At 72.0% G+C, this 24,735-nt stretch carries 23 protein-coding genes; 14 read left to right on the top strand and 9 right to left on the bottom strand.

What is annotated here, in order from left to right; all coding sequences use genetic code 11:
• Positions 1-129: 129 nt before the first annotated feature.
• On the bottom strand, positions 130-1,431 hold the full coding sequence (locus tag BCD49_RS39935; protein ID WP_007511320.1) for an MFS transporter: 1,302 nt from the start codon (positions 1,429-1,431) through the stop codon (positions 130-132).
• Between the two features lie 133 nt (positions 1,432-1,564).
• Between BCD49_RS39935 and BCD49_RS39940 the strand changes: the two genes are divergently transcribed.
• On the top strand, positions 1,565-2,011 hold the full coding sequence (locus BCD49_RS39940; protein WP_007511318.1) for a MerR family transcriptional regulator: 447 nt from the start codon (positions 1,565-1,567) through the stop codon (positions 2,009-2,011).
• A 124-nt stretch (positions 2,012-2,135) separates the two neighbouring features.
• On the opposite strand, the gene BCD49_RS39945 is transcribed toward BCD49_RS39940, so the two are convergent.
• Together BCD49_RS39945 and BCD49_RS39950 are read right to left on the bottom strand one after the other, a co-directional pair.
• On the bottom strand, positions 2,136-2,525 hold the full coding sequence (locus BCD49_RS39945; RefSeq protein WP_007511316.1) for a VOC family protein: 390 nt from the start codon (positions 2,523-2,525) through the stop codon (positions 2,136-2,138).
• Between the two features lie 71 nt (positions 2,526-2,596).
• On the bottom strand, positions 2,597-3,319 hold the full coding sequence (locus BCD49_RS39950) for a hypothetical protein (protein ID WP_241832495.1): 723 nt from the start codon (positions 3,317-3,319) through the stop codon (positions 2,597-2,599).
• 314 nt (positions 3,320-3,633) lie between these two features.
• On the opposite strand from BCD49_RS39950, the gene BCD49_RS39955 reads away from it, so the two are divergent.
• Together BCD49_RS39955 and BCD49_RS39960 are read left to right on the top strand one after the other, a co-directional pair.
• Positions 3,634-5,391 (top strand): alkaline phosphatase D family protein, encoded by a 1,758-nt coding sequence (locus tag BCD49_RS39955; RefSeq protein ID WP_007511313.1) that lies wholly within the window; start codon positions 3,634-3,636, stop codon positions 5,389-5,391.
• A gap of 404 nt (positions 5,392-5,795) precedes the next feature.
• The gene (locus BCD49_RS39960; protein WP_007511312.1) at positions 5,796-6,818 is read left to right on the top strand and encodes a CobW family GTP-binding protein; all 1,023 of its coding nucleotides are present in this window, start codon (positions 5,796-5,798) and stop codon (positions 6,816-6,818) included.
• Between the two features lie 91 nt (positions 6,819-6,909).
• Here the strand turns inward: BCD49_RS39960 and BCD49_RS39965 are convergent, their stop codons facing one another.
• Positions 6,910-8,163 (bottom strand): PspC domain-containing protein, encoded by a 1,254-nt coding sequence (locus tag BCD49_RS39965; RefSeq protein WP_071042555.1) that lies wholly within the window; start codon positions 8,161-8,163, stop codon positions 6,910-6,912.
• A 125-nt stretch (positions 8,164-8,288) separates the two neighbouring features.
• Here BCD49_RS39965 and BCD49_RS39970 point away from each other — a divergent pair, with 125 nt between their 5' ends.
• A complete protein-coding gene (locus tag BCD49_RS39970; protein WP_007511307.1) occupies positions 8,289-9,464 on the top strand; it encodes an ATP-binding protein in 1,176 nt (391 codons plus the stop codon).
• Complete coding sequence (locus BCD49_RS39975; RefSeq protein WP_007511305.1) at positions 9,461-10,120, top strand: LuxR C-terminal-related transcriptional regulator; 660 nt, start codon at positions 9,461-9,463, stop codon at positions 10,118-10,120. Before BCD49_RS39970 ends, BCD49_RS39975 begins: the two co-directional genes overlap by 4 nt.
• A gap of 142 nt (positions 10,121-10,262) precedes the next feature.
• Here BCD49_RS39975 and BCD49_RS39980 read toward each other — a convergent pair whose 3' ends face one another.
• Both BCD49_RS39980 and BCD49_RS39985 read right to left on the bottom strand, forming a co-directional pair.
• Positions 10,263-10,583: a GlsB/YeaQ/YmgE family stress response membrane protein gene (locus BCD49_RS39980; protein WP_007511303.1), complete on the bottom strand. Its 321-nt coding sequence runs from the start codon at positions 10,581-10,583 to the stop codon at positions 10,263-10,265.
• Positions 10,584-10,845: 262 nt separating this feature from the next.
• Positions 10,846-11,889: a zinc-binding metallopeptidase family protein gene (locus BCD49_RS39985; RefSeq protein WP_007511301.1), complete on the bottom strand. Its 1,044-nt coding sequence runs from the start codon at positions 11,887-11,889 to the stop codon at positions 10,846-10,848.
• Positions 11,890-12,162: 273 nt separating this feature from the next.
• Here BCD49_RS39985 and BCD49_RS39990 point away from each other — a divergent pair, with 273 nt between their 5' ends.
• The 3 genes from BCD49_RS39990 to BCD49_RS40000 all read left to right on the top strand — a co-directional run bounded on the left by BCD49_RS39990 (position 12,163) and on the right by BCD49_RS40000 (position 15,823).
• Positions 12,163-13,098: an alpha/beta hydrolase gene (locus BCD49_RS39990; RefSeq protein WP_083401994.1), complete on the top strand. Its 936-nt coding sequence runs from the start codon at positions 12,163-12,165 to the stop codon at positions 13,096-13,098.
• 136 nt (positions 13,099-13,234) lie between these two features.
• Positions 13,235-14,464, top strand: a complete 1,230-nt coding sequence (locus BCD49_RS39995) for a glycosyltransferase (RefSeq protein WP_071042557.1) — start codon at positions 13,235-13,237, stop codon at positions 14,462-14,464.
• The gene (locus tag BCD49_RS40000; RefSeq protein ID WP_007511295.1) at positions 14,465-15,823 is read left to right on the top strand and encodes a wax ester/triacylglycerol synthase domain-containing protein; all 1,359 of its coding nucleotides are present in this window, start codon (positions 14,465-14,467) and stop codon (positions 15,821-15,823) included.
• On the opposite strand, the gene BCD49_RS40005 is transcribed toward BCD49_RS40000, so the two are convergent.
• On the bottom strand, positions 15,820-17,913 hold the full coding sequence (locus BCD49_RS40005; RefSeq protein WP_241832496.1) for a prolyl oligopeptidase family serine peptidase: 2,094 nt from the start codon (positions 17,911-17,913) through the stop codon (positions 15,820-15,822). The two genes, BCD49_RS40000 and BCD49_RS40005, sit on opposite strands and share 4 nt — an antisense overlap.
• 211 nt (positions 17,914-18,124) lie before the next feature.
• Between BCD49_RS40005 and BCD49_RS40010 the strand changes: the two genes are divergently transcribed.
• On the top strand, positions 18,125-18,595 hold the full coding sequence (locus BCD49_RS40010; RefSeq protein ID WP_007511290.1) for a SixA phosphatase family protein: 471 nt from the start codon (positions 18,125-18,127) through the stop codon (positions 18,593-18,595).
• Positions 18,596-18,637: 42 nt separating this feature from the next.
• On the opposite strand, the gene BCD49_RS40015 is transcribed toward BCD49_RS40010, so the two are convergent.
• Positions 18,638-19,303 carry a TetR/AcrR family transcriptional regulator gene (locus BCD49_RS40015; protein WP_007511288.1) on the bottom strand — a complete coding sequence of 222 codons (666 nt, stop codon included), beginning with the start codon at positions 19,301-19,303 and terminating at the stop codon, positions 18,638-18,640.
• Between the two features lie 334 nt (positions 19,304-19,637).
• On the opposite strand from BCD49_RS40015, the gene BCD49_RS40020 reads away from it, so the two are divergent.
• From BCD49_RS40020 to BCD49_RS43910, 5 genes are all read left to right on the top strand, one after another.
• A complete protein-coding gene (locus BCD49_RS40020; RefSeq protein WP_007511286.1) occupies positions 19,638-20,498 on the top strand; it encodes an SDR family NAD(P)-dependent oxidoreductase in 861 nt (286 codons plus the stop codon).
• A 43-nt stretch (positions 20,499-20,541) separates the two neighbouring features.
• Positions 20,542-21,312: an SDR family NAD(P)-dependent oxidoreductase gene (locus tag BCD49_RS40025; protein WP_007511283.1), complete on the top strand. Its 771-nt coding sequence runs from the start codon at positions 20,542-20,544 to the stop codon at positions 21,310-21,312.
• A gap of 607 nt (positions 21,313-21,919) precedes the next feature.
• Positions 21,920-23,266, top strand: a complete 1,347-nt coding sequence (locus BCD49_RS40030) for an ABC transporter substrate-binding protein (protein WP_007511278.1) — start codon at positions 21,920-21,922, stop codon at positions 23,264-23,266.
• Positions 23,267-23,548: 282 nt separating this feature from the next.
• Complete coding sequence (locus BCD49_RS43905) at positions 23,549-24,295, top strand: hypothetical protein (protein ID WP_027140859.1); 747 nt, start codon at positions 23,549-23,551, stop codon at positions 24,293-24,295.
• 23 nt (positions 24,296-24,318) lie between these two features.
• The gene (locus BCD49_RS43910) at positions 24,319-24,477 is read left to right on the top strand and encodes a hypothetical protein (protein WP_157845247.1); all 159 of its coding nucleotides are present in this window, start codon (positions 24,319-24,321) and stop codon (positions 24,475-24,477) included.
• Here BCD49_RS43910 and BCD49_RS40040 read toward each other — a convergent pair.
• Positions 24,456-24,735, bottom strand: a 280-nt coding sequence (locus BCD49_RS40040) for a dihydrofolate reductase family protein (protein ID WP_198939495.1), incomplete at its 5' end; no start/stop codon positions are given. The genes BCD49_RS43910 and BCD49_RS40040 overlap by 22 nt on opposite strands.

The raw sequence follows: 24,735 nt of genomic DNA on the forward strand, positions 1-24,735 counted from the left end.
GGTCAGGAGGGTTTCCAGGTCTTGCGTCACAACTCGATCTTGGAAACCCTCTCTCCATGCCCGACCACCGGTCACCCAGACTTCGGACTTACTCGTCTAGTCGGCCGCCCTCGCCGGCGCTGGCCTGGCTCAGCCGGTGCCGCCGGCCAGGGCTGGGCGGATGGTCGCGCTTCGACGTGCACGTGCGGCGGCCGTCATGGCCGCGGCGACCAGCGCGAGCGCGACCCACGGCAGGGTCCCCGCCCCGGACCGCTCGAGCACGATGCCGCCGGTCAGCGAGCCGCCCGCGATACCGAGGTTGAACACGGTGGCCTGCACGGAGGTGGCGACGTCGGCCTTCTCGGCGCCGCAGGCGTTGACCACCGCCGCCTGCAGCAGCGTCGGCGCCGCGCCGTACGCCGCGCCCCAGACGGCGATGGAGACGAGCAGGACCGCCGGCGCGCGCCCGAACACTCCGAGCACGAGCATCGCGGCCGCGATGAGACCGAGTGCGACCAGCAGCATCGCGCTCGGGTGCCGGTCCACCAGCAGGCCGGCGGCCCACACTCCGAGGACGGTCGCGCCGCCGAAGACGAACAGGGCCAGGCCGGTGTCGCCGAATCGCGACCACTCGGCCAGAGGCGCGATGTACGTGTACACCGCCTGGTGGCCCAGCAGCAGGAACAGGGTCACCGCGAACACGGGACGCAGGCCAGGAGTGACGAGGACCCGCCGCAACGGGAGGCGCGCTGTGGCCGGCTCCCCCGGGAAGTCAGGAACGCGCCGCAGCACCCAGACCACGAGAACCAGCGCCAGCGCGGCGAGCACGGCGAAGCTGGCACGCCAGCCGAGGATCGCGGCGAGTGCCGCGCCAGCCGGAATGCCCACCGCGGTCGCGACCGTGATGCCGGCGAGGACGACGGCGATCGCCCGGCCCTGGCGTTCGGCCGGAACCATCCTGGCGGCGTAGCCGGCGAGCATTCCCCAGCTCACGCCGCCCGCCGCGCCGGCCAGCAGCCGAGCGACGAAGGTGAGCGGATAGCTGCCAGACAGCGCGATGACAGCGTTGGAGAGCGCGAACGCAGCGAGCGCGCCAACCAGCACCGGACGGCGGCGAAAGCCCCGCAGGAGGGCGGCAAGCGGCACGGCCGCCAGGCACGAGGCGGCCGCATAGCCGCTGACCAGGAACCCGACGCTGGATCGGGACACGTGCAGGTCCGCGCTCACGCTGGTCAGCAGCCCGGCCGGCAGCAGCTCGGTCACCACGGCGGTGAAGGCCGTCGCCGTGAGCGCGAGCAGCCCGGACCAGGGAAGCCCGGCCGGCCGGGGCGCCAGCTCCCCCGGCCGGACCGGCAGCTCCCCCGGCCGTGGCGTCTGTCTGGCCTCAGGCCCGCCGCCGGCCGGCGACGTCCCACTCGCCGGCAGGGCCTCAGATGCCTCGAACATGGACATGCAACGATGCTCAAACGTTCACATCAATGTGATAGCAAATGTGGTGCTGATCACCCAGTCATCGGTCGAGTCAAGTCTGGCCCCAAGGCAGGACGGGCCCAAGGCAGGACGGGCCCAAGGCAGTGAGACAACCATGAGAATCGGCGAAGTCTCGCGGCGCACCGGCGTCCCAGCCAGGATGCTCCGCTACTACGAGGAACAGGGGCTGCTGAGCCCGGAGCGGGCCGGCAACGGATACCGCGCCTACTCCGAGTCGACGGTCGAACGTGTCAGGCAGATCCGCGGCCTGCTCGACTGCGGCCTGACGACCGAGATCATCCGCATCATCCTGCCGTGCCTGGACGGACCCGACCACATCTACCTGCTGCCGGAGAACCTCAGCCCACGGACCGCCGAACTCCTCCGCGACGAGATCGCCCGCATCCAGCAGCGGATCGACTGCCTGACGCGCAACCGCGACGCCGTCCTCGCCTATCTGGCGGCCGCGCAGTCGGGCATCGCGCCGTGCGCTGGAAGCCGGCGCACGGCCGAGCGGTCCCCCGAGCCCGATCGACCCGCTCAGGACTGCCGCGAGAGCTGAGGTCCTGGCCGTCCGCGAGGACGGCGACCCAGTTGAGTGCGCTGACAGCAGCATCCAGCGCGGCCCCATGAGCAGCCCGGTGAGCCATCGGGGCAGCCGCACGGTGCGGCGTGGCAGGGGCGCGTCACCTCGCCGAGGCGTCCGCCGGGTACCAGCGAAGCTCGACGGTGTTGCCGTCGGGATCGCGGATGTAGAGCGAAACCGCCTCACCGCGCGCACCGAAGCGGGTGTCCGGGCCGTCCACGACCGTGACGATGCCCGCGTCGATGACCTCCTGCCAGTCGAGCGGATCCACGACGAGGCAGAAATGATCCACATTTGCCGAGCCGCGTGGCATCGCGACCAGGTCGATGATGGTCTCGCCGCTGACCCGGACGGATGGGAACGGAGCCTCACCCGCCCGCCACTGCTCGACGCGGACGGGCTCCAGACCAAGAACACCGCAGTAGAAGGCAAGCGAACGCTCGACGTCGCCCACGTTGAGAACGAGGTGGTCGAATCCGGTGACCCGCATTGCGATCAATCCTTCCCCATCGGCCCCCGGCACTCCACGGTCACCCGCGTTTCACCGTCCCGTGGAGCGTCTCACGGGGTGTAGATCTCGGCGATCGTGGTCAACGCGCCCGACTCAACCTTGATGAAGCACTTGAGCCGCCCATCCGGCCCGAACTGGCCCAGTTTCGCGGCCAGCGCGGACAGCGTGGTCGGGACGTCTCCTCCGGCCGGGTCGTCCAGGCTGACCCCGTCCGCGGGACCGTTCTCGTCCACGTATTTCAGCTGGGCCTTTGGCGCGACGGGCAGAGTGCGCGGCACCGCGTTGCTGTTGCGTAGGTAGTAGTCGTTGCACCGCTCCGCGGGCCACGGTCCCGGGTCGCCGTCCTCGGTGCAGGCCTGCTGGGCGGCGGTGCCGGTGAACCATTCGACGACGTCGAACGTCACGGTGGCCTTCACCGGGTCGACAGCCGTGACGTAGGCGGCGTATTCACCCCGCAGCGGGGTGGCGGTGGGGCCGTCCCCGTCGTCGGCCGTCGGCGTGCTCRGGCCAGCTTGGGCGGACGGCGCCGCCGTCGGGCCGCCTCCGGCCACGGTCGGCGCGGTGGTCGGGCCAGCGGTCGGGCCAGTTCCGGCGGCCGGCGCCGCGGCCGGGCCTTCTCCGGCGGCCGACTCCGTGGTCGGGCCGCCTCCGGCGGCGGCCGGCGCGGCGCTCGGCGAGGCAGCCGTGGTCCGAACCGCGCCCAACGGCAGATCGACAAGATCGATCGACGGCGGCGCCGAACCGGCGCCGACCGATTCAGCGGCGACGGTCACCCGATCGTCCGCCGGGCGCGCGGCCCCATTCCCGGCGGCCCCCGCGGAGCTCGTGGGGGCCCAGGTCAGCGCGCAACAGGCCACCGCGGCCAGCAGCGCGACCCGCACCGAAACAGCGGCCGCCGAGCCGCGACCACCGAGCCCGAACCGTCCGGCCGGGCCCGCGACATTCCGTTCCCGCACGAGTCCCCCACGCACTACGTCGTGGTGACCGGCGAAAGCCGATCACCAACCAAATCGTAGTCAGCCACTAAACGTCGCTGCTTTAGGGAGCAGGATCGCACACGCCAAGTTTCGTCTAGTCTGCTGGATCTGTGACCCGCGATGGCGCCGTTGAACGCCCATGCCCGGATCGTTCCGACGCGAGCCGCGGACCGGCGCCCGGAGCCGACACCAGCACCGGCACCGGTACCGCCCGCCCCCATCGGCGTTCCCTCCTGCTCGGCGGACTGGGCCTCGGGGGCGCCGCGCTGGCCGCGGCGGGCCTGGCCGCCTGCGGCGGCTCCGATGGCGCCACGCCGACCCCGGCTCCCACCCTGCGCGCGCCCACGCCCGTTCCCGGGGTGGCGGACGGGGTCTTCGGCCTCGGCGTCGCGAGCGGCGATCCGCTGCCCGACGGCGTGATCCTCTGGACCCGGCTCGCGCCGAAACCCACCGAAGGTGGCGGGATGCCAGCCCGGGACGTCCCCGTCGACTGGCAGGTCGCCACCGACGAGGGCTTCCGCTCGGTGGTGCGCGCCGGTACGCAGACCGCGTCGGCGGCGTTGGCGCACTCCGTCCACGTCGACGTCCGTGGCCTCGAACCGGGGCGGGACTACTACTACCGGTTCCGCGCCGGCACCGTGCTCAGCCCGGTCGGCCGCACCCGGACGGCGGCCGCGCCGGGGGCCGGCCCGGACGCGGCCGGCGGGTCGCTGGCGTTCGCGCTCGTGTCCTGCCAGGACTTCCAGAACGGCTACTGGCCGGCGTACGACGCGGTCGCCGCCGACCGGCCGGATCTCGTCGTGCACGTCGGCGACTACATCTACGAGTACGACCCGGACAGCAAGTTCGCGGACCGGCGGCACACCACCCCGCAGACCCCCGGCCTCGACCAGCTCCAGACCCTGGCGGACTACCGCAACCGCTACGGCCAGTACAAGTCGGACCCGGCACTGCAGGCCGCCCACCTGGCCGCGCCCTGGGTGGTCACCTGGGACGACCACGAGGTCGAGAACAACTACGCCAGCCTCGTCGACGAGCTCGGCGACAGCGGGCCACGACACCAGGACCCCACGGCGTTCGCCCGCCAGCGCGCGGCCGCCTACCAGGCCTATTACGAGCACATGCCGATCCGCGTCAAGCTGAACCCGGGCTCCCCCGACCTGCAGATCTACCGTCGGCTCACGTTCGGCAGCCTGGCGACGCTCAACGTCCTGGACACCCGGCAATACCGGACACCCGTGCCGGGCGACTCCTCGACGGCCATCGGCGCCGCCGCGCTGGGCGGCGCCAACGCCGGCGGCACGATGGCCGGCGCCGGGCAGGAGCGGTGGCTGCGCGCGGGGCTGGACGCCTCCCGTACCCGGTGGAACCTCATCGCGCAGCAGACGATGATGGCGCAGCTCGACGGCCAGCTGCCGGGCGGGGACGGGCAGACGCTGACGAACCTGGACCAGAACGACGGCTACCGCCCCTACCGGCGGCGCGTGCTGACCGGCGTGCGGGACAGCAAGGCCCGCAACCCGGTCGTGCTGTCCGGGGACCTGCACTGCGCGTGGGTCAACGACCTGCGGGTCGACTTCGACCAGCCGGAGACGCCGGCCGTCGCCACCGAGTTCGTCTGCACCTCGATCAGCTCGGCGTTCTTCCTCATCAGCGACGACTTCGTCCGCGACAACAACGCCCGCTTCAACCCGCACGTGCGGTACTTCCGGGGCGACCGACGCGGCTACACCCGCATCCGGCTGACACCCGCGGAATGCCGCGCCGATTTGCGGATCGTCGCCGACAGCTCCCGCCGTGACTCCCCGGTCACCACCGACGCCACCTGGGTCGTCGAGGACGGCCACCCCGGCGCCCAACCGGCCTGACCCAACCGGCCTGACCCGCCCGACCCGCCCGACCCGCCTGACCGCCAGCAAGGCAAGATCGAAGACCGCCGGCGGCGCGCTTCGCCTGCGCCGGGACGCGCCACAGGCCATACGCTGAACTGCGGAGGCGGGCGCGATGGCGGGAACGGTCGGCGTGGGCCGAGGGGCAGGCGCGATGGTGAACCGGTCGGAGTCAACGGGCCCAGACGCTCTGAGCACTGGCACGCTCTGAGCACCGGCACGCTCTGAGTACTCGGCGGCGGCTCACGTCACCGCACCCCCGGCCGGGACTCCTGATGGCGATGGATGGCATGGTCTTCCTGGCCCGCTGTCGGCGGCCTGCCCGCCGGGCGCCACTGGATCGGCGCCGCCTGCCGGGCGCGGGCAGGAGGAGGCGGATCGGGATGAGCACGCGGGTGCCTGTGATCGCACTCACCGGGTACCTGGGCGCGGGCAAGACGACGGTGCTCAACCGTCTGCTCCAGACGCCGGGGGCACGGCTCGGGGTAGTGGTCAACGACTTCGGAGCGATCAACGTCGATGCCGCGCTCGTCACCGGTCAGGTGGACCAGCCGGCCTCGATCGCGGGCGGCTGCCTGTGCTGCCTGCCGGACACGGACGGCCTGGACCAGGCCCTGGAGAAGCTGACCCATCCCCGCTTGCGGCTGGACGCGGTGATCGTGGAGGCCAGCGGCGTGGCCGACCCGCCGGCCCTGGCGAGGCTCATCCGGTTCAGCGCCGTGGACCGCGTCCGACCCGGCGGCCTCGTCGACGTGGTCGACGCCGCCTCGTACTTCGACACCGTCGACCGCGGTGGGCTGCCGCCAGCCCGGTTCGCGTCGGCCACCCTCGTTCTGATCAACAAGACGGACCGGATTCCGCCGGAACACCGGGCCGAGACGGTGGCGCGGATCTCCAGCCGGGTACGCGAGAGCAACCCGCGGGCGCACCTCGTCGAGACGACGCACGGCCGCATCGACCCRGTACTCGTGTTCGACGCCGCCAGCCCGCACGACCCGGTCGACGAGCTTCCCCTCGCGGCCCTGTCCAGGCACGAGCATGACCACGATGACGAGCCGCACCCGCGCGTCGACGCGGTCACCGTTCCCGCCACCGGCCCGGTCGATCCCGGCCTGCTGGTCGACCTGATCGAGGACCCGCCCGCGAACGTCTACCGCCTCAAGGGCACCGTGACCGTGAACACGGGGCCAAGTACGCGCGGTTATGTGGTCAACATCGTCGGCCGGCAGGTCCACGTCGCGACGAGGCCCGTGACGGAAGGTCCCGACGGTCTGGTCGCCATCGGCATGCATCTCGACGTGCCCACCGTCCGCGCCCGGCTCGAGGCGGCGCTCCAGCCTCGCTTCGAGCGTCCCGCCGCGGACGGGATACGCCGCCTCGCCAGGCTCCGACGCCTGAGCCCCTGAGCACGCCTGAGCCCTGAGGGGCGGGTCCCGCCCCCGGAGCGGGTCCTCCCCTGGGGCGGAACCCGCTCCCGTGGAGGCGAGGCGGCGGCGGTCAGCCGTGGTCGACGGTGATGTTGCCGTCGGCGACGTCGACGTCGATCGTGACCGCCGGGCCCGTGGCGCCGGTCGGCGGCAGGATCGTCTGGCCGGTTCCGACGCCGCGCCGCCGCTCGCCCCAGCCACGATCGTCGTCGGTGAAGGAGCCGGCACCGTCGACCGTGACGTCGCCCAGGCGCACGTCGGCCCTGACGGTCGCGTTCATCGTCGCCGGCAGGAGCACCCGGACCTGCCCCGCGCCGAGGGTGACGTGGATGTCCTGGGCCACCTCCGGGGTGAGGCGGCGCAGGTCGAGCACGCTCTGGCCGAAGGCGAGCCGGTAGTCGCCGCGCAGGTCGGCGGCCGTGGCCGGCGTCCAGACCCGCTGCCCGACCCCGTCGTTCAGGCTCGCGTGCGTGCCGCCGAACGCCGCGGTGCCGAGCGCCGCGACCAGCAGCAGCGGGAGCAGCGACCACGGGGTGCGGCGCAGCACCGCCCCGAGCAGCAACGCGACCAGGGCGATCCCGCCGATGACCCAGAAGTAGACCGGCAGCCAGATCCCCACCAGGGCGTCGGTCACGCCGAGGACGGTCAGCGTCGCCGCCAGCGTCGTGAACGCGGCCACCCGCAGCGGCCAGGATCGCCGCCGCCGTGCGCGCGCCGCCTGCCGGGCCTCCCCCAGCCAGGCCCGCGCCTCGGTGGCCCAGGCGGGCGGCGCCGCCGTCGGACCCTTGTCGAGGCGCACCGCCGGTGCCTCGGCCGAGCCCGACGCCTCGCCCGCGGCCGAGGACCCGGACGGCGCCGTCGGCACGGGACGGCGCCAGCCGCCGTCCCTCGACCCGAACAGCAGCAACGGCACGAGGACCAGCGCGAGCAGCGGCCACGGCGGGTGCGGCGACCACCAGCTGAAGGCGACAGCCCACAGCAGGAGGCAACCGACCGCGGCCACCAGCCACGGCGGGATGTGGTGCCGGCGCAGGCCGTCGACCCAGCCGTCGACGGGCGCGTGCTCGGTGCCCTCGACCGGGATGACCGCCCACGCGACCGCGTAGGCCAGCGCGCCGGCGCCGCCGAAGAACGCGGCCACGGCGAACAGGACTCGGAACAGCACCGGGTCGACGCCGGCGTACTCGYCAAGCCCACCGGCGACGCCGGCGCCGACCCGGTCGGTGGCGCTGCGGCRCAGCCGGCGCGGGGGTGCGGGTGGGGGTGGGGATGGGGCGGGCGGTGCGGCGGGCGGGGCCGCCGGGGTCTCGGGATCTGTGCTCATAGTGGCTATACGGTGCTGGCGGCGCGGCGCCAGCGCATCCGGCGAACCCCTGATTTCGACCCTGAGCCCACGGCTCAGGGTAGCTCCCGATACCGGATGGCGGCCGGAACCGGAATCATGGCCCTGTGACCCGGACCGTGCCCGCCACCCGCGTTCTCTACCGGCGTCCGGATGTGGGCTGGGCCGGCGGGGTCGTCGCGGGGATCGCCCTGCATACGGGTCTGCGGCGCCGGATGGTGGCGCTGGCGTTCCTCGTGCTGGCGGCCAGCGGCGGCCTCGGCATCGCGCTCTACGCGGCCTACTGGATCGTGTTGCCGACGCCCGAGGGCATCCGGCGCTCGCGCCTGCCGCGTCCCGTCGAGTTCGCGCTGCTCGCCGTGGTCGTGCTCGCGGCGACCGGTCTGGTCGCCACCAGGGTCGCCGGCGGCACACTGTTCGTGCCGACCCTGCTCGCCTGCCTCGGCGGCGCGACGATCTGGCGTCAGGCGGCCGGACCGGACCGCGAACGCTGGCTGCGGGCCTCGCGCAGCACGGTGGGCGCGCCGTTCGCCGACCGGATGGGCCGGCTGCGCCTCGTCGTCGGGGCCGCCCTGGTGGTCGCCGGGGGTGTCCTCGTGCTGCACCGGGCGAACGTGAACACCCTGCGGGACGGGCTGTGGGCGATGGGCGTCACGGCGGTCGGCCTGGCGCTCGTCGGCGGGCCCTGGTGGATCCGGCTGACGTCCCAGCTCGGCGCGGAGCGCGCCGAACGGATCCGCGGCCAGGAGCGCGCCGACATCGCGGCCCATCTGCACGACTCCGTCCTGCAGACCCTCGCCCTCATCCAGCGCAACGCGGAATCGCCGCGCGAGGTGACCCGCCTGGCGCGCGGGCAGGAGCGCGAGCTGCGCGGCCTGCTCTACGGGACACGCGCCGCGGGCGGCCAGCTCAGCGCGGAGCTGCGCACCGCCGCCGCCGAGGTCGAGGACGCGTACGCCGTCAAGGTGGACGTCGTCGTGGTCGGTGACCTCGTCCTGGACGACGCGCTCGCGGCGGCCTGCGCCGCGGCCCGCGAGGCGATGGTCAACGCGGCTCGGCATTCCGGAGCCACGGACGTCTCGCTCTACGCCGAGGTCGAGGCCGACGCGGTCAGCGTCTTCGTCCGGGACCGCGGGATCGGCTTCGAGCCGGACGCGGTCGCCGAGGACCGCCAGGGGGTGCGCGGCTCGATCATCGGCCGCGTCGAGCGCCACGGCGGGACGGTCTCGATCCGCAGCAGCCCTGGCGGCGGTACCGAGGTAGCGATAAGGATGCGGCGATGACGACGGTCTTCCTGGTCGACGACCACGCCATGTTCCGGGCCGGCGTCCGCGCGGAGCTCGGCGGGCGGGTGGAGGTCGTCGGCGAGGCTGCGACGCCGGCCGAGGCCGTCGCCGGCATCGTGGCGAGCAGGCCGCAGGTCGTCCTGCTCGACGTGCACATGCCGGACGGAGGAGGCCTCGCCGTCCTGCGGCAGGTGGGCGAGAGCCTGCCGGCCACGCGTTTCCTGGTGCTCTCCGTGTCGGACGCGGCCGAGGACGTCATCGCGCTGATCCGCGCGGGTGCCCGTGGCTACGTCACCAAGACGATCTCCGCCGACGATCTCGCCGACGCCGTCGAGCGGGTGGCGGGCGGGGACGTCGTGTTCAGCCCCCGGCTGGCGGGCTTCGTCCTGGACGCCTTCCGGGACGCCACCCCCGCGCCGCCCGTCCCTACGGCCGCCGCCACTGGCACCGACGCGGACTTCGACCAGCTCACGCCGCGCGAACGTGAGGTGCTGCGGCTGCTGGCCCGCGGATACGCCTACAAGGAGATCGCGGCCGAGCTGTTCATCTCGGTCAAGACCGTGGAGACGCACGCGTCCAACGTCCTGCGCAAGCTGCGGCTGTCCAGCCGCCACCAGCTCACCCGGTGGGCGGCCGACCGCCGGATCACCTAGCGCGCCGGCGGACGCCGGCGTCGGCGGTCCTCACCATCTCTCCACGACCTGGGCGCCCTGTCCGACCCGCACGCGGCGTGCGGGTCGGACAGGGCGCCCAGGGTCTTCTCCAGGTGTCGCGGCTCAGCCGCGCCAGCCGCGCCTAACGCAGGGCGCGGCGACGGCTGCTGCTGCGGCGACGGCTGGTGTGGCTACGGCCACGGCGACGGCTGGTGGGCCGGTAGATCAGCAGAAGGATGATCGCACCGACGATGGACCCGATGACGCCGGACGGCTGCAGCGCGCCCTCGCTGAGGTCCTTGTGGAAAAGAACGTAACCCAGGAATCCGCCGATGAACGAGCCGACGACGCCCAACATAATCGTGGTCGGAACACTCATCGGGTCGGGGCCGGGCACGAGAAGACGCGCGACCGCGCCGGCGATGAGACCGAGCACGATCCAGGAGATGATGGTCACGAGCACGGGATCCTCCAGGGAAAACCATTTTCGACGATCATCCGCCGTGTTGTGGGGAGCTTTACCCCACCAACCCCGCGACCCAAACAAAGCAGTTTGCGCATGCCACCGTCAGCACTGTGGCATGCGCCTGCCGGAGCTTGCGCCCTCGCATTGACGTCAAACCGAAATCGAACCATCACCACGTGTAGTCGATTGGATCACCAAGGGAACACCGGCTACACCCCGTGTTCGGCAACGCCCTCCGGACTTTCGGCGATCGTGGAGGTCAGGACTGCGCGGCCTGGCCGGCGACGGCCCGGCCGGCCTCGCCCGCCCCGGCGACGAGCTCGTGGACGAGACGCATCTTGTCCAGCGCGGGGGGCGGGAGGACGAACGGATACAGGTCCGGGTGGCCCATGGACCTGTTGATCATATTGAGTGACCAGGCCAGCGGCAGCCACAGCTCGATGATGCGCCTGAACCCGACGTCGCCGACGAGTGGAGTCGCCAGGGTGGCACCAGCGGGGGCGAATCCGAACGCGGCGGCGGTATCGAGGGTGTCGCGAACATGAAGGTAGTGCGCGAAGGTCTCGGCCCAGTCCTCGGCCGGGTGCATGGTGGCGTAGGCGGAGACATACGTCTCCTGCCATCCACTCGGCGGGCCCTTTTGGTAGTGCCGGTCCAGGGCGGCCTGATAGTCGGCGTCGGGGTCGCCGAACAGCGATGTGAACCGCTCCCTGGCGTCGCCGCCGTCGGTGAGGACCGTGAAGTAGTAATGACCGACCTCGTGCCGGAAGTGGCCGAGCAGGGTGCGGTAGGGCTCGGCCATCGACACGCGCAGCTGCTCGCGGTGCACATCGTCGCCCTCGGCCAGGTCCAGGGTGATCACCCCGTTGGCGTGGCCGGTGATGACGCGCTCCTGGCCGCTGGAGAGCAGGTCGAAACACAGTCCGGCCTCGGGGTCGACGTCGCGTCCACGCAGCGGCAGGCCCAGCTCGGTCAGCTCGAACACCAGCCGGCGCTTGGCCGCCTCGGCCTCGGCGAAGGCCGGTAGCGCGTCCAGATCCGTGTCCGCGGGACGGGTGCGGGTGAGCGCGCAGGACCTGCACAGCCCGGACGGGTGCTCGGGCGGAGCCAGCCAGTTGCAGGCGGCGATGTCGACGTTCGCGCACCTGGACGCTCGGGCGCCCTCGGCGTGGACTCCCTCGTCGGGCACGACGGCGAACGAGCCCGCGTCGGGATCGAAGCCGACGCCGCTGTGGCAGGCCAGGCAACGCGAGTTCTCGAACGTCAGCTGCTGCCCGCACCTCGGGCAGGCGAAATCACGCATCGCCGATATCCCTTGGCGACGAAGAACGTCGTGTTGCCCGGGTCATGGCCCCAGTTCGCGGTGTTGCGCCAGATCTCACCTGGCCAGTGTGGCCCACGATGCGGCGCGCCAACCCTGGAAACCTTTCCCGCCCGCGACCGCGCTGGCGAGTGAACCCGCCGCGGGCTCACCGCCCAGCCGCCGGCTCCCGGCGGCCAGCGCCACGCGATGATGGCTAGGGCCGGCCGCGGCGGCGGGGCCGGCGGGATGACAGGCACGTGGGAGGCGGGTCAGATGGCTGCTGGCGGGCGCGGCGCGCCGCCAGAATGGCGCGGGAAGAAGCCAGGCACGGGAATGGAGCCCCTGCCGTCGGCCGCCAGGCCCTTCGAGCTGGTCCCCCGCCCCGCCGGTGGGGACAGCCCAGCCGGCGTGCTGGTCCTGCACGGGCTCACGGGCACACCGCACAGTGTGCGGTCCTGGGGGGAGTATCTCGGCGCCGCCGGGCTGGCGGTGTCCTGCCCGCTGCTGCCCGGGCACGGTACCCACTGGCGCGACCTGGYCACGACAGGGTGGGGCGACTGGTACCGGGCGGTCGACGACGCCTTCGCCGAACTCGCCGCCCGCCGCGCACCGGTGTTCGTGATGGGCCTGTCCATGGGTGGCACCCTCGCGCTCCGCCTCGCCGAGGAACGCGGCGGCGAGCTCGCCGGGGTGGTCACGGTCAACCCCGCGCTCGACACCAGCCGACGGGGAGCCCGCCTCGTCCCGTACGCGGCGCGCGTGCTGCCGTCGGTGCGCGCGTCTCCGCTCGGTGGCCGGCTGTGGGGACCGAAGTACAGCGACATCAAGGCGCCCGGGGTCCAGGACGTCGGCTACGAGCGGCTCTCCCTGCGCGCGTTCGCCTCGATGGGCGAGCTGTGCGCCGTCACCCTGCCCGACCTGCACCGCGTCGCGTGCCCCGTGCTGACCTTCCGCAGCGTGACCGACCACGTCGTCGGGCCCAGCTCCGGGCGCCTCCTGCTCGCCGGGGTCACGGGCGCGCCCGTGACCGAGCAGCTCCTGCTCGACAGCTACCACGTGGCCACCCTCGACAACGACAAGGAACGCGTCTTCGCTGGCAGCCTCGACTTCGTCCGGCGGCACACCACCGCACAGCACCTGTCTCCGACACGACACGTGTGCGGAAGGTCGGCGGAAGGCACGGTTCCTATCGTGGCGAGGATCGACTGAAATCGGTCGGGCCGTGCCAGCCGGCGCTTCCGTCCATGGCCACCCGACCCGCGCCGCTCACGACGCGGCCGTTTGACGGCCGCCCACGGCGCACCCGCGCAACCCGCGTGACCCAGAAAAAGGAGTCGCCACCATCATGGGTCAGATCGTGGTCGTCACCTGGAATGGCGGGGGGAACGTGCCGCCCGCCCTGGGCATCGCCGACACGCTGCGCCGGCGTGGCCACGACGTCCGGGTCCTGGGCCAGATCGACCAGCGCGCCGCCGTCGAGAAGCTCGGCCTGCGCTTCGAGGCATACCGGCTCGCCGTGCCGCACCAGCCCCTGGAACGCACGGGCTTCGCCGGCTGGGCGGCGGAGAACCTGCGGCTGTTCACCGATCCCGGGGTGGGCGCCGACCTGGCGGCATCCCTGGACCGCGAGGGGGCCGACCTCGTCGTCGTCGACGCGATGCTGCTCACGGCGCTGCGGACGCTGCAGCTCCGTCGGACCCGCCACGCCGTCCTGCACCACACGCTGCACAGCCACATGACGGGCCACTGGGCGTTCTGGATCGGCACGGTCACGAGGTTCCGAGGCCTGGCGCCGGGCGCGCTGTGGACGCGGGCGGACCGGGTGCTCGTCCCGGGGATCGCCGCGCTCGAGCGGCGCGCCGTCCGGCAGCGCAACGTGTGCCTGACCGGCCCGATCTGGCCCGTGGGGATGTCACCCGCCCCGCACACCGGAACCAACCGGGTCCTGGTCAGCCTCAGCTCGATCTTCTACGGCGGACAGGCCGCGACCCTGCGCGGCGTCATGGCGGCGGTGGCCGACCTGCCGGTTCCGGTGGTGCTGACCACCGGCCGCGCCCACGGTCCCGCCGAGCTCGACGTGCCGGCCAACGTCGAGGCGCACGGGTACGTCCCCCACCGCGACGTCCTGCCGACGGTGAGCATGGTCGTCGGCCATGGCGGTTACAGCACGACGACCCAGGCGCTCGGCCACGACCTGCCGATGGTCGTGCTGCCGGTGTCCGCCRCCGGCGACCAGCCGGCCGTCGGCGCCGCCGTGGCGCGCGCCGGCGCCGGAGTCGTGGTGCGACGCACAGCGCCGGCCACGGTGATCCGGGACGCGATCTCCCGGATGCTCGACGACGGGCCGCACCGGGCGGCGGCCGCCCGCCTCGGCGCGCAGCTGCGCGCCGCGAACGGCGCCGCCACCGCCGCTTGCGAGATCGAACGCCTTCTTCCCAGCCCGCGCGTCGTCGCGTTCAGCGGCGGGCACCAACGAGTCAGACCGGCCGGGCCCATCAGGCCGGCAAGGCCAGCCGACCCTCGGCCGGTTCCCGGCCGCCGGACCAACATTCTCGGTGACGGAGAAGCACAGTAAATGCTCAAGGCAGTGCAGCACGGTGTCTACGAGCGTCCGCTCAGCCTCCTGGATCTGGCGCTCCTGGGATACCAGCGGCGCAATCCCGGCACGCAGATCGCCCTCGGCTACCTCCTGCGGGTCGCGGGGGAATGCGATCTCGACGCCGTGCGGGCCGCCGCGGCCGACCGGCTGCGCCGGTTCCCGGCGCTCACCGAGCGGCTGGCCCACCCGCGGGGAGCGTCCGGGCCGCCGGTGTGGGCGGCGCGGCCCGACGTCGACGTGTCCGCGCACATCCGGGAGCACCTGCTGCCGGCCGGGGCCGGCGACGCCGGCGTCGCGGCCTTCGTCGAGCAGGAGTACCAGGCGCCGGTCCGCCTCGACGCCCCGCCGTGGCAGGTCTGGCTGCTGCGGGAGCCCGGCGCGGGCGAGACCACGGTCCTCTTCCGCGCCAGCCACGTCTGGCTGGACGGGGGCGCGCTGCACCGGGCGATGGTCCTGCTGTTCGGCGCCCGCGACGACGCCGACGACGACCAGCCGCAGTGGCGGCGCACCGGGCGGACCACCCCACTGGCCCGCGCCTCGGCCGTCCTGAACTCGGTCACCTGGGCGACGCCGTCCACCAGCCTGCGCGCGCTGACCCGGCCGCTCGCCGGTGAGGTGCGCCTGGGCTGGGCGACGACGAGCACCGACCGGCTGCGGGACATCGGCCACGCCTTCGGCACCACCGTCAACGACGTCTTCCTGGTGGCGCTGTCCGAGGCGCTCGACACCTGGACCGGGCCGGCGGGCCGGCGCCACGCTCCCCTGGCCCTGATGCCGATGAGCACCCGGCGGCCGGAGGAGCACGACCTTCTCAGCAACTTCATGGTCGGTGCCCGCATCCGGTTGCCCTGCGGGTTGGAGTCGCCCCAGCGCCGGTTCGAGGCGATCCAGGGGCAGACCGTTCGGTTCCGCGGTGGCTCCCGGTCGGGCGCCGGCCTGCGCTGGTGCTTCGAGAAGGTACCGGCCGGCTTCCGCCCGGCGGCGCTGTCGATGGCCATGCGGCCCCTGCAGACCATGGTGTCGACGTCCAACCTCGGCACCTTCGCCGCCCCGATGGACGTCGCCGGCCACCCGGTCACCACCGCGATCCCGGTCCCCGTCCGGCTGCCCGGCCAGCGGGTGTTCCTCGTCCTGGGCAGCTTGGCGCCCACGGACACCCAGCCCCGGACGACCTCCCTCGGCATCGTGACGGACCGCAACGTCCCGAACGGCCGGGCCCTGGCCGACCTGTGGCTCGCCGCGCTCGACCGCCTGGAACGGGCCGCCGGCTTCCCCGCCTCCCCCTACCGGCGCGCCGCCGATCCCAAGCCCGTCGCCGCGTCGGTCGGGGACTAGTCCTCGCGGCGGGTCGCGGGCCCGGGTGGGCCCGCGGAGGTGACGGCGGTGCCGAGGGTCCGCCAGAGGAACTCGTAGGTCAGGGCCGACTTGTGGGCCAGCTGCTCGTTGTCGGCGGCGCCGCCGTGACCGCCCTCGATGTTCTCGTAGTAGCGGACGTCGTGGCCGAGCTCGCGCAGGAGGGCGACCATCTTGCGGGCATGCCCGGGGTGGACGCGGTCGTCCCGGGTCGATGTGGTGATGAGAGTCGGCGGGTAGCGAAGGTCGGGGCGGACGTTCTGGTACGGCGAGTACTCCTTGATGAACGCCCAGTCGGCGGGATCGTCGGGGTCGCCGTACTCGGCCTGCCACGACGCTCCGGCGAGCAGCTGGTGGTAGCGGCGCATGTCGAGCAGCGGGACCGAGCAGACTATCGCTCCGAACAGCTCCGGATAGCGGGTCAGCATGACGCCCATGAGCAGGCCGCCGTTCGAGCCGCCCTCGATGCCGAGCTGGGCCGGCGCAGTGACTCCCGTGGCGACGAGGTCCCTGGCCACGGCGGCGAAATCCTCGTAGACGCGCATCCGGTTCTCCCGGACGACCGACTGATGCCAGTCCGGCCCGTATTCTCCGCCGCCGCGTATGTTGGCGACGACGTACGTGCCGCCGCGTGCCAGCCAGGCGCGGCCGATCGTGCCGCTGTAGCCGGGGGTGAGCGAGACCTCGAAGCCGCCGTACCCGTAGAGCAGCGTCGGCCCGGGTTTTCCGGTGCCGACGACGAAATACGGGATACGGGTAYCGTCGTCGGACACGGCGAAATGTTGACTGACGGTGCTGCCCTCGGTCGGGAAGAACGCCGGAGCCTGCTTTATGATCTCAGGCTCCGTGCCAATGTGGCCGCGGTACAGGGTCGCCGGCTGGGTGTAGCCGCTAACATTGAGGTAGTACTCGTCGTCGACATCGGGATTGGTGTCGTTGATGTGGGCCGAGCCGGTTTCCGGGAGGTCGGCCAGCGGCGCCGTCGTCCAGCCCGCCGGCGTCGGGGTGAGGACCGTGAGCTGGCTCTTCACATCCCGCAGCGTGGCGACGATCAGATGGTTGCGAGTCCACACCTGGTAGTCGAGCGAGGTGTGCTCGTCCGGCTCGAAGAGCGTCTCGAGCTCTCGCCGTCCGGCGAGGAAGGCGTGGAAGTCGGCGGCGAGCAACGCGCCCGCCGGATAGGCGTTCTCGCCGACGACCCATTCCGACCGGGGGGTTATGAGCAGCCACTCCCGGTGGATCGAGGTGTGCGCGTCGTCCGGAACGTCGACGCGGACCAGCCCTTCCGGGGTACGCAGGTACAGCTCGGTGCGGTAGAAGTCGACGCTTCGGTAGACGAAGTCGCGCACGAAACCCTCGGTGGGATCGTGATATGCGCCGGCCGAGACGTCATCCGGCTCGCCCTCGAAGACCGTGACCGCCTCGTCGAGCGGCGTGCCGCGCCGCCATTCCTTGGCCACCCGCGGGTAGCCGGACGAGGTCAGCGAGCCTTCGCCGAAGTCGGTACCGACGTAGACCCGGTCCTCGTCGATCCAGCCCACCGAGCTCTTGGCTTCGGGCAGGAAGAAGCCGTCGTCCACGAAGGCCTTGGCGACCAGGTCGAACTCACGGACGACGGACGCGTCCGCGCCGCCGCGGGACAGCTGGACCAGAGCCAGCCGATGGTCGGGCCGCAGCACCCGGGCGCCATGCCACACCCAGTTCTCGCCCTCGCTGTCGGCGAGTTTGTCGACGTCGAGCACGACCTCCCAGTCCGGGGCGGTCTCGCGATAGGACGCGAGCGAGGTGCGCCGCCACAGGCCGCGCGGATGAGCCGCGTCGCGCCAGAAGTTGTAGAGGTACTCGCCCCGCGTGACCGGATAGGGAATCCGGTCGTCCGCGTCGAGTACCTCGCGGATCTGGGCGCGCAGCGCGGCGAACCTGGCGGACTGGGTGAGCTCGGCGAACGTCTCGGCGTTGCGTTCCCGCACCCAGGTGAGCGCGGCTTCCCCGACGACGTCCTCGAGCCAACGGTACGGATCATCGTCGGCCACCCCCCAAGTCTGCCCGATGTCGGCCGCCGATTCCGACATGTCCGGTCCGCGGACGGGGCCCGGCGCTCCGCCCAGTGTTCGGACTGCGGTCAGGTACGGTTCACCCGACAGCGGGTAGCGCGGCTACATGGACCTGACGAAGGTTTCGCTGGTCGGACCGGTCGCCGCTGGATCCGCTGGGGCCGCTGGCCCTGGGGCTGGCGCCGCGCGGCCTGTCGACGTCGAGCCGGCGCCGAGTCGGAGCCACACCTTGCTGATCGTCCGCCACGCCCGGGCCATCCCGAAGGACGGGTGGACCGGCTCCGACGCCGATCGCCCGCTGACCGCCGCGGGTGTCCGCCAGGCCGCGACCTTCGCCGACGTGGTGACCAGAGACCTACCGATCCGACGCGTGCTCACCAGTCCGACGCTGCGCTGCGAGCAGACCGTCGCCCCGCTCGTCGCCGCCCGCCAGCTCCCGCTGCTACGGCACACGGCGCTGGGCGTCGACGGATCCGTGCGGGCTCTGCTCGAGCTGCTGGCCTCCGACGAGGCCGACGGCGCCGTCCTGTGTACGCACGGAGAGCGCCTGCGCGACCTGTTCGAGGTCTGGCACGCGCGTGGACGGCGTGGCCTGCCGAGTACGGACGGACGCACCCGAAAGGGCGACGCGTGGCTGCTGCGCGGCTACCCCGCCGACGACGCGACGGTCGAGTACCTGGCGACGCCTGACCGCCACTGATCACCGACAGCCGGCGCGGGTGACTTCGATGAGGGCGGTCGACTAACCGCCGTCCGGGTGGCCGATACCGCGCAGGACGACGGCCGCTCGATCACGGAGCGTCTCGGCCAACCAGGACGCGGAGCGGTCCCCCGCGCCCCAGCGAATGATCGCTTCCATTGTCACGGCGGTCAACATCGCGGCGCCCTCTTCCACATCGAGCTTTGCGTTCAGCTCGCCGCGGTCCTTGCCGTAGTTGAGAAGGGATTCAAAGGCGACGCTCAGGCGAGGGCTCGCCGGGGTTGGCCCATCCGCCCGTCCCGCGAAGCCAAGGGTGCCCGCCCGCAGCGCGGCCGCCTTCGGCGTGCGAACGACGCGCCGAGCCATCGAGGTCATCACCTGCTCGCTCAACGGGCGCAGGGGGACATCCTGCACGGTACCGGCCTCGACCTGGTCGATCATCGCCTGGATCGTCGCCGAGCTCATCTCGAGGAGGATCGCCTCTTTGTTGGCGAAATGGAAATAGAAGGTTCCCCTGGTGACTCCGGCGGCGTTGGCGATATCAGTGACGGTGCTCGCTTCGTACGCCTCGTCGAAGTCACCCTCACTCCAAAGGCGAAGGGCCGCGCGAGTGAGCGCCAGCCGAGTCTCCCGTGACCTCGTGTTGACAAGCGTCGCCCGCTGGCGGGGCGGGGTACGCGTTCGGCCGGGTTCCATCACGGAAATCATACGCAGCGCTCACCACCACCGTTCCGATCTTGTAGAACACCGTTCGCCGGGTTGGCGGCCGACGAGATCGCGAGATCGTTCTCAGACGCGTCGGGCGGAGCCGGGGAGAACGATCGGACGGGCGGCCTCCCGGGCGGCCCGGAGGGCCCGAGGGCCCACGCCCGCCGGGGCTCCTGGGGCTCCACCGGGCGGACCCGAAGATCCGCGCGCGCCTGCACCGCGGCACCTCGCTGTTGGGCCCCAGCCTGGCGCTTTGGTCGCGATGCCCGGGGATGGGAGCTGTGTTACGGTCCATTTGAACACTGGTCAAATGGAGAGCGGAGGTCGTATCACCATGCAGCGACAGGAGGAGCTGGACCTCACCGGCAAGGTCGTGATCATCACGGGAGCCAGCCGGGGGGTCGGCGCCCGGGCGGCCCAGACGTTCGCCCGTCGCGGCGCCAAGGTGGTGCTGGCCGCCCGGACGGTCGAGCCGGACAGGAAGCTGCCCGGCACCCTGAACGAGACGCTGGCGGAGCTCGAGAAGCTGGGAGCCGGCGCGATCGCCGTGCAGACCGACCTGGCCAGCGAGGCGGATCTCCAGCACCTGGTCGATGCCGCTGTCGAGCGGTTCGGGGGCGTCGACGTGCTCGTCAACAACGCGGCGGCCACCACCGGTGACATCTGGAACAAGCGATTTCTGGAGCTGACGCGCGAGGACTGGCTGTACCAGTTCGACGTCAACCTCCATGCGCCCTTCACCCTCATGCAGCTGGTGACGCCCATCATGGAGAGCCGCGGCGGCGGGCGCATCATCAACCTCAGCACTGGCAGCGGCGAGGTCTTCCGCCAGCCGGAGGAGCTCCCCAAGCTCGAGGCCGTCGGTAAGTTCAGCCTCGCCGTGCCCGGCTACTACTCCAGCAAGCGGGCGCTCGACCGGCTCGGCAACGCCCTCGCGCCCGAGCTGGCCCGGAAGAACATCTTCGTGATCGGCCTGCACCCGGGCCTGGTGGCCACCGAGCTTGTCGCCATCCGCGTCAAAGAGGCCGGCCTCGACGACTCGGTAGCCGTGCCGATGGAGGTCCCCGCGCGCATGATTGCCTATTTCGCCTCGTGCGCCGATCCCAAGGAGTACACGGGCCGCCTGTTCTGGGCCGAGCGCGAGCTCAAGGAGTTCGGGCTCGACCTGGACGACCAGCCCGCGGTCACCGCCTGAACCCCAGAGGATCGACGGGGCCGCCGACGAACGAAAGGAAATCATGGATCTGGAGAAGTACGGGCCATGGGCTCTGGTCGTCGGCGGCTCGGAGGGCATCGGCGAGAGCTACGCCCGAAAGCTTGCGGCGCAGGGGTTCAACCTGGTCCTCACGGCCCGGAAGACCGGTCCCTTACAGGCGTTGGCCGAAGACCTGAGCACGGGGGGCGCACAGGTCCGCACCCTGTCCGTCGACCTGAGCGAGCCGGACGCGCTGGAGCGGACCCGGACCGCGACCGACGACATCGAGGTCGGCCTGCTCATCTACAACGCCGGCGCCAACAGCGTGCGCGGTGATTTCGTCGAGCTGGACCCGGCCGTCTACCGGTCGGTCATCGCCGTCAATGTGCTCGGTCAGGCCGAGTTTGCCCGGCACTACGGCGCCCTGATGTGCGCGCGCGGACGCGGGGGAATCATTCTGTCCGGCTCGGGTGCCAGCTTCATGGGCGCACCGTCCCTGGCCGCCTACTGCGGGTCGAAGGCTTTCAGCCGGGTTTTCAGCGAAGCCCTGTGGATCGAGTGCGAAAAGTACGGCGTCGACGTGCTGCACCTCAGCGTCGGCTTCACGGCCACTCCGGCGATGGCTCGGCTGGGATATCCCCTCGACGCCGCCCAGCCGCCCGACGAGACCGCCCAGGAAGCCCTGGACAACATCGCCAACGGTCCGCTGTGGATCGCGGGCGGAAAGTCGTCCTTCGAGACGGCGATAAACCGGTCCACGGTCCCGGGTCGGGCCGAGGCCGTACGGACGTTCGCCACTCCGGGACGGTTCTGACGCCACCCTGAGCCCGGCGGGCATGACTCCGGCGGGCATGACTCCGGCGGGTAGAAGCCCGGTGCCCGTCAGGGCGAGCCGGCCACGGGAACGTCCGGTCGATCGCCCGCGCTGGTAGTCCAGCCCGCGGCGCCGCGATCCGCGGGCACTCGGCGGCCCCCGCGTTCACGACCCGGACGGCCCCCTCCGCGTCGAGCCCCTCCGCGTCGAGGCAGATGCCGACGGGCCGGACGTCTAGCGTCGAGCGTCGCCCACACCCGCCGCCCGAACAGGTCGCCACCGGCGGAACGCTCGAACGCCGTCAGCCGCCTCGGTCACCGTCCAGACCGTGCCGGTGGTCTGATCGGAGCCCCAGAGACGGCCGTCGTGCCAACGCGGGCCTTCCGGGAAGGTGATCCCGGCGCACAGCGCCGTCGCGGACCGGCCACCATCGCGTTCCTCCCGCCAGGCCGTCGGCCTTGCCGCGCCATGCCGACGCGCCGAAAGGTCGGCTCGGCACCTCTCCGTCAGGTTGACACCGCGGCGCGCCCCGACAAGGATGAATAAAGTATCCAATATTCAACTGACCGGCGTCGCTCGTCGTGCGGCCTCGGCAGAAGGAGACAGTATGTGGCGCCCCAGTCGGGTTGCTCTGGTCTTATCCGTGGCCTGCGCGGTCGGCATCGCCGGCTGCGGCGGCAACGGTGACGGCGGCGGCTCCGCCCCGGTCACGGTCAACCCGTCGCTGAGCAAGCTCGGCCCGGACCACGGCTGGGACCAGACGAACGTCACCGTCGATCCCGCCTCGCTCGACTGCAACACCAAGGCGCCCGACCCGAACCGCGGCGTCACCCCCACCTCTGTGAAGATCGGCGGGCTGGTATCCCTCACCAGCCCCGCGGGTGCCGCGTTCGGTGACGTTCCCGCGGGTGCCAAGGCCCGGTTCGCGCGGGCGAACGCGCAGGGCGGCGTCAACGGACGCCAGATCGACTTCCTCGACACACGCGACGACGGCAGCGACGCGGCCCGCACCGCCGACCAGGCCCGCGCCCTCGTCGAGAAGGACCAGCCCTTCGCCTCGATCGTGACCACCACCGGTGGCAACTACATCGACTCGTTCTGCTCCGAGGTCATGCCGTTCTTCGGCTGGGGTACCAACCCCGGCTTCTGCGGCAACGCCATCGGCTTCGGCATCACCGGCTGCCAGGCACCGACCTCCGGCAGCCAGCGGTCCGTCGACACCGGCGGCGCGCTGACCGTCGCGAACGCGCTGCCCGCGGGGGCCTCGAAGACCCTCGCGCTGATCGGACTCGACAACGACTCCGCCCGGCAGGGCATCATCACGGTCCGCCAGGGCTTCGAGACGGCCGGGTTCAAGGCCGTATACGAGAAGACGCCGATCCCGGTGTCCGGGCTCACCGACCCGACGCCCATCGTCAGCGCGGTCATGCAGGCCGACGCGGGCAAGCCTCCCGCTGTCGTCTTCTTCGTCGCCCAGTTCGGTGACGCGACCAAGCTCTCCGGCGCTCTCAAGGCGGCCGGCTACAAGGGACTGGTCGTCTCCCCCATCTACGACCCGCGCGTGTCCGGCATCCCCGAGCTCGACGGCACCTACGCCCTGCTGCAGTGGCAGGGCGGGTTCAACACCGACGTCCCCGGCGTCGCCCAGATGGCCACCGACATCGAGAAGTACTCGTCCGGCACGGCGCTGAGCCTGACCGCGATGGCCGGCTACTGGGCCGCCGACATGCTGGTCACGGCCCTGCAGAAAACCGGCAAGGACCTGACCGTCGACTCGTTCCTGAAGACGCTCAACGGCGCCAGCTACACCAACTACGTCGCCGGAGCCCTGCCCGAGACCCGCTGGCCCGTCAACCACCTCGCGCCCGCCCCCTGCGAGACGCTGGCTCACCTGACAAACGGGAAGTGGGCCGCTCCCCCGCTGCAGTGCGGAGCCATCACCAAGGTGTCCTGACAGCCGGTTCACGACTGGCGGGGTGTCGTCGGAGACGCGGCACCGCCAGCACGGCCGGCGCCGGCCGTGCTGGCGGTGCCGCACGTGTCTGCCAGTTCGGGGCCGACAGCCGGCCCCACCTTTCCGATCGGCCCGCAGCCGGACCGCTCCCCCGCCAGGGCCAGGCCCGCGCGCCGCGAGCGGTCGGCTCACCACATCGTTTCGTACAGATTTCGGCGCGATGACGAAGTCGGGACTTTTGGGCCCGCGACCGGCTAGAGTCCTCCTGTTCCTGATCGGCCGATGTCAGGCACCGGGGGCACCATGAACAGCAGGCACGACATCGCGGGTGGGCGGTTTTCAGGCCGCGAGGCCATGACGGCGACCGTCGCCCGGGCGGCGGGCTCGCCGCCCACCACCCGGACACCCGTCACCCGGACGACGGCCCCGCCGTCGCCCTGGAGCGCCCAGAGCGCGACCACCGAATGGTTCGTCCCGACGCCGCCGCCCAAGCCGGCAGGCTCGGACGGCCCGCCGACGCCGCCAGCGGCGTCGGCGGCCCGCTGGCGAGGGCGACGAACGCTGGCCGCCGCGGCGAGCGTCGCGACCCTGGCGGCCGCGGTGACCATCAGCGCACTGCTGGTTCCCGGTGACCGGCCCACCAGGTCACCGGACGCGTCGTCCCAGCTGGCGGCCCGGGCCGCGGGCTCCTGGGTGAACCACTACGCGCTGGCGGGAAGCCACGCCGACTACCAGCTGACGATCGACGGCAGGCGATGGCATCTCACCGGTGAGGACTATGTCGTCGCGGGAGCTCGTCACGACGGGATCCGGCAGACCTGCTCGGGAACCGTCACGGCGGATGACTATCAGCTGACCTTCGCCACCGCGACCCGCACGGCGGAGCCCATCGGTTCCGGCCTGCCCGGCCGACAGACCGGCGGCTCGTTCTGCGCCGGTACCTTCAACGCGGTCCTCTACCCGGCGGGCCAGGCACTCGACCTCATCGACCCGAAGTCGGTGCGGACCTACCAGCTGCGCCGCCCCTGACGCCACCCCCACAGCGACCGCTCTTGAAAACCGCGCCCGGCCACGACGAGGAGCTGCGCAGCTCGGTGTTCTTCGAACGTGATCTGCGTGCGACGTCCCTCCGCGGCGCGGTCGACGCCGCGCTGCTGGCCTCGGTGGGGGAGCGCCGAGGTCGAGGCAGTTACCGTTTCTGGACGGTGTAGGTCAGGTGGGTCACCCGCCGCGTCGGCTCCGCGCGGATCGGTTCCAGGGCGACGTGGCCTGCGTCCACGCCCTCGAACAGGCGGATTCCGGAGCCGAACAGTACGGGTGAGAGCGCGATCGTGAACTCGTCGATCAGGCCGGCGTTGACGTACTCCAGGATCGTCGCGCCGCCGCCCGCGATGCGGACGTCCCGGTCGCCGGCGGCGTCGCGGGCCTGGTCGAGCGCGGTTTCGATGCCGTCGTTGACGAAGTGGAAG

It is taken from the genome of Pseudofrankia sp. EUN1h (assembly GCF_001854645.1).
Classification (GTDB): domain Bacteria; phylum Actinomycetota; class Actinomycetes; order Frankiales; family Frankiaceae; genus Pseudofrankia; species Pseudofrankia saprophytica.